The sequence below is a fragment of the Methylobacterium sp. B1 genome, assembly GCF_000333255.1.
Taxonomy (GTDB): domain Bacteria; phylum Pseudomonadota; class Alphaproteobacteria; order Rhizobiales; family Beijerinckiaceae; genus Methylobacterium; species Methylobacterium fujisawaense.
In genome coordinates this window covers 1-2,035 of the sequence record NZ_BACT01000742.1, presented here as the reverse complement: position 1 = coordinate 2,035, position 2,035 = coordinate 1, and the positions used below count along the sequence as shown (strand labels likewise).

Annotated in this window: 1 protein-coding gene and 2 pseudogenes; 1 reads left to right on the top strand and 2 read right to left on the bottom strand. The window is 72.5% G+C overall.

Features of this window, described 5'->3' with window-relative positions; all coding sequences use genetic code 11:
* Positions 1–214: pseudogene (locus I53_RS31680) on the top strand (formylmethanofuran--tetrahydromethanopterin N-formyltransferase); the annotation flags it as partial.
* Between the two features lie 58 nt (positions 215–272).
* Here the strand turns inward: I53_RS31680 and I53_RS21795 are convergent.
* Positions 273–1,088: pseudogene (locus tag I53_RS21795) on the bottom strand (FAD-dependent oxidoreductase); the annotation flags it as partial.
* 11 nt (positions 1,089–1,099) lie between these two features.
* The coding region (locus tag I53_RS21790; protein ID WP_043354605.1) for a 2-oxo acid dehydrogenase subunit E2 at positions 1,100–2,035 on the bottom strand (936 nt) is incomplete at its 5' end.

Here is a 2,035-nt window from a genome sequence, read left to right as displayed (position 1 = left end):
GTGCATCCTCACCTGCCCGGGCACCGCCTGCTACGCCGGCGTCGACGGGCCGACCAAGATCAAGCTCGGCGGCGCGATCCGCTATTTCGGTGACGGCTTCGCGGTGGCCAAGCGCCTGCCCGACGCCACCGGCAAGGCCCGGCGCTACTGGCGCATCCCGGTGATGGACGGCGAGTTCCTCTGCGAGGACACGGTCCGGGCCGTAGACGGCGCGTCGCCATCTCCAGGCCGATGATGCCACCGCCGATCACCAGCAACCGGCGCGGCACAAAGGGCAGCTCCAGCGCCCCCGTGGAATCCACGATGCGGGGATCGTCCGGCAGCATCGCCAGGGCCACCGGCGACGAGCCCGCGGCCACGATGGCGCTGGCGAAGGTGACGTGGCGCGTGTCGCCACCATGCAGCGCCACCGAGACCGCGCTCGGGCCCGTGAAGCGTGCGGTCCCGCGGATCACCTCGACCTTGCGCTGGCGCGCCATCTGGGCGAGCCCGTCCGTGAGGCGCCGGACGGTGCCGGCCTTGAAGCTCCGGAGCCTTTCCAGGTCGACCGTCGGTGCGCCGAAGCTGATCCCGTGCGCGGCCAGCCGGACGGCCTCCTCGGTCACCGCAGCCACGTGGAGCAGCGCCTTCGAGGGAATGCAGCCCACGTTGAGGCAGACGCCGCCGAGGGTCGCGTCACGCTCCACCAGGATCACCCGCTGCCCGAGATCGGCGGCCCGGAAGGCGGCCGAGTAGCCGCCCGGTCCGCCGCCGATCACCAGGAGGTCGCAGCCCGCCTCCGCCTGCGGCTTCGGTGGCGGCGCAGCGGGGGCCGGCGCAGGTGCCGGCTCGGTGCGCACCTCGGGTGCCTCCACCGCGAGGCGGGCGACGAGAGTGCCGGCCGAGACCGTGTCGCCGAGGCCGACCAGCATCTCCACGAGGCGGCCCGCCGCCGGGGAGGGGATGTCTAGCGTCGCCTTGTCGGATTCGACCACCAGCAGGGTCTGGTCCTTGGCGACCGGCTGGCCGGGCGCCACCGGGATCTCGATGACGGGCACGTCGGCGTAATCCCCGAGATCGGGGACGCGGATGTCGAGGGTCTCGGGCATGGCGGCGGCGGTCACAGGAGGGCGCGGCGGAGGTCCGAGAGGACCGACGCCACATGGCCGAGGAAGCAGGCGGCGGCGACGCCGTCCACGACGCGGTGGTCCCAGGAGAGGCTCAAGGGGAGGATCAGGCGCGGCTGGAAGGCTTTGCCGTCCCACACCGCCTCGGTGCGCGAGCGCGCCGCGCCCAGGATCGCGACCTCGGGGGCGTTGATGATCGGCGTGAAGCCGTCGCCGCCGATGCCGCCGAGCGACGAGACTGAAAAGCAGCCGCCCTGCATGTCCGAGCCCGGGAGGGTTCGTGCCCGGGCCTTCTCGGCCATCGCGGCCATCTCGGTGGCAATCTCGATCAGGCCCTTGCGGTCGCAGTCGCGCACCACCGGCACCATCAGGCCCTTCGGCGTGTCCACCGCGAAGCCGACATGGACGTAGTCCTTCAGGACCAGCTCGCCGCCCGCCAGGGAGGAATTGAAGCGCGGGTAGGCGCGCAGCGCCGAGGCCGCCGCCGTGATCAGGAAGGCCACCATGGTGACCTTCGCGGGCGGCGTGCGGGTCTCCGTGTTCAGGCCGACCCGGAACGACTCGATCTCGGTGACGTCGGCCCGGTCGAAATTGGTCACGTGCGGGATCGTGAGCCAGTTGCGGCTGACATTGGCCCCCGAGAGACTCTGGATGCGCGACAGCTGTTCGCGCCGGACCGGGCCGTATTTGGCGAAGTCCACGTCCGGCCAGGGCGGCAGGCCGGCGCCAATGCTGGACGCGGCGGCGGGCGCCGGGACCGACGCGCCGAGCGCCGCCTTGACGAAGGCGTGTACGTCCTCGGGCAAGATCCGCCCTTTGGGCCCGGTGGCGGCGACGCGGTCCAGCTCCACGCCGAGCTCGCTGGCGAGCTGGCGGACGGACTGGCTGGCATGCACCGCGCCGCGGGTCGCCTGGATCGGATCGGCCTG